The sequence below is a fragment of the Vibrio sp. OPT46 genome (assembly GCF_015163535.1).
Lineage (GTDB): Bacteria > Pseudomonadota > Gammaproteobacteria > Enterobacterales > Vibrionaceae > Vibrio > Vibrio alginolyticus.
Genome location: NZ_JADDYG010000358.1, coordinates 49,841 through 53,570 on the forward strand (window position 1 = coordinate 49,841; position 3,730 = coordinate 53,570).

General features: G+C 45.9%; 5 protein-coding genes. 4 read left to right on the plus strand and 1 reads right to left on the minus strand.

The window, feature by feature from the left end; genetic code table 11:
- The 4 genes from IQR33_RS16275 to IQR33_RS16290 all read left to right on the plus strand — a co-directional run.
- Positions 1-513: energy-coupling factor ABC transporter ATP-binding protein (locus tag IQR33_RS16275; protein ID WP_228013931.1), on the plus strand; the 513-nt coding region annotated here is incomplete at its 5' end.
- Positions 491-1,078, plus strand: a complete 588-nt coding sequence (gene mobA / locus IQR33_RS16280; protein WP_005377572.1) for a molybdenum cofactor guanylyltransferase MobA — start codon at positions 491-493, stop codon at positions 1,076-1,078. The genes IQR33_RS16275 and mobA, both read left to right, overlap by 23 nt.
- Complete coding sequence (locus IQR33_RS16285; protein ID WP_193843855.1) at positions 1,075-2,853, plus strand: bifunctional molybdopterin-guanine dinucleotide biosynthesis adaptor protein MobB/molybdopterin molybdotransferase MoeA; 1,779 nt, start codon at positions 1,075-1,077, stop codon at positions 2,851-2,853. The genes mobA and IQR33_RS16285 overlap by 4 nt, the downstream gene beginning before the upstream one ends.
- Before the next feature lie 74 nt (positions 2,854-2,927).
- A complete protein-coding gene (locus tag IQR33_RS16290) occupies positions 2,928-3,194 on the plus strand; it encodes a DUF2960 domain-containing protein (protein ID WP_005377584.1) in 267 nt (88 codons plus the stop codon).
- Positions 3,195-3,379: 185 nt separating this feature from the next.
- Here the strand turns inward: IQR33_RS16290 and IQR33_RS33260 are convergent.
- Positions 3,380-3,730 (minus strand): ROK family protein (locus IQR33_RS33260; RefSeq protein ID WP_228013932.1); only part of this gene is annotated, 351 nt, incomplete at its 5' end.

A 3,730-nucleotide genomic window follows, 5' to 3' on the forward strand; every position in this document is an offset into this window, starting at 1 on the left:
AAAAGACTGACGCGTCGCAATGGTCGTGTCGATGTGATTTATCTCCACCAATCCCCTTACCTTTTTGACGGCACTGTATATGAAAACGTAGTCTATGGAGTGAAATATCAACAAGACACGCAAAAAGATAAGCGAGCTCAAGTTATTCACGCGCTGCGCATGGTAGGTTTAGAAACCTTAGCGGACGAACATATTTCCGTGTTGTCCGGCGGTGAAAAACAGCGCGTTGCCATGGCAAGGGCTTGGATCTTAAAGCCGTCGATTTTATTGATGGATGAGCCAAGTGCGTCTTTAGACCAAGAATCCATTGAACGATTGGTGGTGATGGCGAAAGATCTTTTGGATCGTGGTTCCAGTATCGTGGTGACAAGCCATCAGGCCAACGCACTGACCGACTTATGTAAGAAACAGTGGTGGATTAAAGACAAGACTTTGATAGAGTCTCCTCTGTTGTATGTCATACCAAAAGAAACATCCCAAGAGAATGCATATGCTTCAACCAACACAAACTAGTTGGGTCATTTTGGCTGGTGGCCAAGCCAGCCGTATGGGTGGAAAAGATAAAGGTCTGATTGAATTAAATCAGAAGCCACTCATCGAACACGTTATTGAACGTTTATCTCCACAAACTCCACGCATTTTAATTAATGCCAACCGAAACCAAGATGCGTACAGCAAATTTGGTTTCGTATTTAGTGATCAATTCAAAGATTTCCCTGGGCCTATGGGCGGTATTCACGCGGGTTTGATGCATGCTGAAACTGACTGGGTCGGATTTGTACCTTGCGATAGCCCACAAATCAACACCGACCTTGTCGAGCGTTTCTGCCAGTTCGTCAAAGAAGACAGCGATATTTTGGTCGCGCATGATGGTGACCATCAGCAACCTGTTTTTACGCTCTACCACAAGCGCGTACTGCCAAAACTCACCGCATTTTTAGAACGTGGCGACCGCAAAATCATTCTGCTCTACAAAGAGTGCAACACTAGTTACGTTGACTTTAGCGACTCACCAAACTGTTTCGTCAACTTGAACACTCCGGAAGAACTGGCGCAATTTGGACAATTAGAATCATGAAACACACGCTAAACATTCCTATTCTTGGTTTTGCGGCTTATTCAGGCACAGGCAAAACCACACTGCTTGAAGCCCTATTGCCAAAGCTAACTGAAGCGGGCCTGCGCATTGGCATGCTAAAACATGCTCATCACAACTTCGATGTCGATAAGCCGGGTAAAGACAGCTACCGTTTACGCAAAGCTGGCGCATCTCAAATGCTGATTGCTTCTCGCAACCGTTTTGCGTTAATGACAGAAACGCCAGAAGCCGAAGCGGAGTTTGAATTCCTATTAACACGTTTTGATGAAGACATGCTTGATGTGGTTTTGGTCGAAGGCTGCAAAAACATCGCGTTTCCTAAAATCGAATTGCACCGTGAAGAAGTCGGCAAGCCTTGGCTTTATCCAAACGATGAAAACATCATCGCTATCGCTTCAGACGGCGGCGAGTTGGACTCTGAACTGCCACAAATGAACATCAATGATCTTGAAGCGATTGCTCAGTTCGTTATTCAGTATGTTCAAGAAGCGAAAGCGCCAAAAAACAAAGAGAAAGAAGCTGCATGTTGCGACACACTTTCTCCGGCTTTCCTTTCTGTGGTTCAAGGCCAAGAAAAAATCCTTTCTTTGGTGAACGCGGTTTCGGAAATAGAAGCATGCAGGATTGAAAACGCCTATGGCCGCGTTCTTGCGGAACATATCGTTTCACCAGTAAATGTGCCGCAATACACCAACTCCGCGATGGACGGTTATGCCATCCGCAGTGATGATGTTGACCGTGATAGCTACCAAGTGGTTGCTGAAGTGATGGCGGGCCATGCTTACGATCAGCCTCTGGAAGTTGGTCAAGCAGTTAAGATCATGACTGGCGCACCAACACCACGTAACGGCGATACAGTGGTCATGCGTGAGCAAGCCATTCAAGAAGGTGACAGGGTCACTTTTAACGGTGCGAATATCAAAGCAGGCCAAAACGTTCGTCAAGCAGGTGAAGATCTCGCTATCGGCAGTGACGTCTTTACCGCAGGCACTCGCCTCGCCTCTCCAGAAATGGGCATGATCGCTTCGCTTGGCTTTGGTGAAGCGAATGTATTCCGAAAATTGAAAGTTGCCGTGTTCTCCACCGGTGACGAAGTACAAGCGCCGGGAACAGAGCAAAAAGCGAATTCTATCTACGATTCCAACCGTTTTACCATCATGGGCATGCTTGAAAAGCTCGGCTGCGAGATCTTGGACTTCGGTATTCTGGAAGACAACGAACAGTTAATGATTGAAGCATTGGAAAACGCATCGGCGCAAGCGGACGTGGTTATGACTTCTGGTGGCGTATCCGTTGGTGATGCGGATTACATCAAACTTGCCTTGGATAAACTTGGTCAAATCGATTTTTGGCGAATCAACATGCGTCCGGGACGTCCATTAGCGTTTGGTCAAATCAACAACAAGCCGTTCTTTGGTCTGCCGGGCAACCCTGTTGCCGTGATGGTTTCATTCATCAACTTTGTTGAGCCTGCACTGCGTAAGATGCAAGGCGAACAAGGCTGGAAGCCTCTGAAAGTGAATGCCATCGCGACTGAAAACCTTCGCTCTCGACAAGGTCGTACCGAATTTAGTCGAGGAATCTATGAACTGGATAACACTGGCCGTTTAACCGTTCGTACAACAGGCAAGCAAGGCTCTGGTATTTTGCGCTCAATGAGTGAGGCAAACTGTTTGATCGAAATCTCCCCAGCTATTGATACAGTAAAAGCGGGAGAAAGCGTGACAATTATCCCACTTCAAGGCAGAATCTAGCTCAAACTAGAAATTCAAAGGTCAGCGAGTCTGGCCTTTTTGTTTAATACAGAAACCTTTTCAGAGAGACAGCTATGGCTCGCACCATTCTTTACACTTACAAAGACCAAGACAAAGAACTGACGTTCTCATACCAGCAGCACCGCAACATTCAAGAAGCAGTTGCAGAAGCCGAAGGTATCGATATCACTGAGTTCCTAAAGATGGAGCAACAAATCGAAGCAGTGTCTGACACTAAAGCGGTGCGAAACTACCGCGACAACTACTTCAGAAAATTAGGCTTTAGCAAAATCACCCTAGCTCAAAAAGAAAACCTAGGCGTAGGCAAAAAGAACAAATAAGCTTAGCTGCAAACAGAAAACTCACGATTCGTCGTGAGTTTTTTATGCATGCTACTTTTGTTCATGATCTATACCCGAGCATACCGAAATTACTTAGGTATATAAGTAAAAGCCCCGTTTAACCTTGAAAGTCTAAACGGGGCTTTAAATTTCTTCTTACTTTATATCGAGTAAGGTTTCAGTCACTACTTGATGTTTAAGAACGCAGCGCCGCGTACACCACCTGAATCACCGTGTTTTGCTTTGATGATCTTAGGACACTTAGCCACAGACAATAAGTGTTTAGGGATGCGTTTTGGCATCTCTTCGTAAATCAATTCGAAGTTAGATAAGCCGCCACCAAGTACAACGGTGTGTGGGTCTGTTGCAGTAAACAGGTTTGCAAAGCAGATCGCTAACAGCTCCATAAAGCGCTCGACGTGCTCTACTGCTTTCTCTTCACCCTCTGCGTGCGCTTTAATAATGTCGATCGCTTTCTTCTCTTCGCCGTAGTAATGCGCGTAAAGAAGCTCGAAACCACGACCAGATAGGTAACT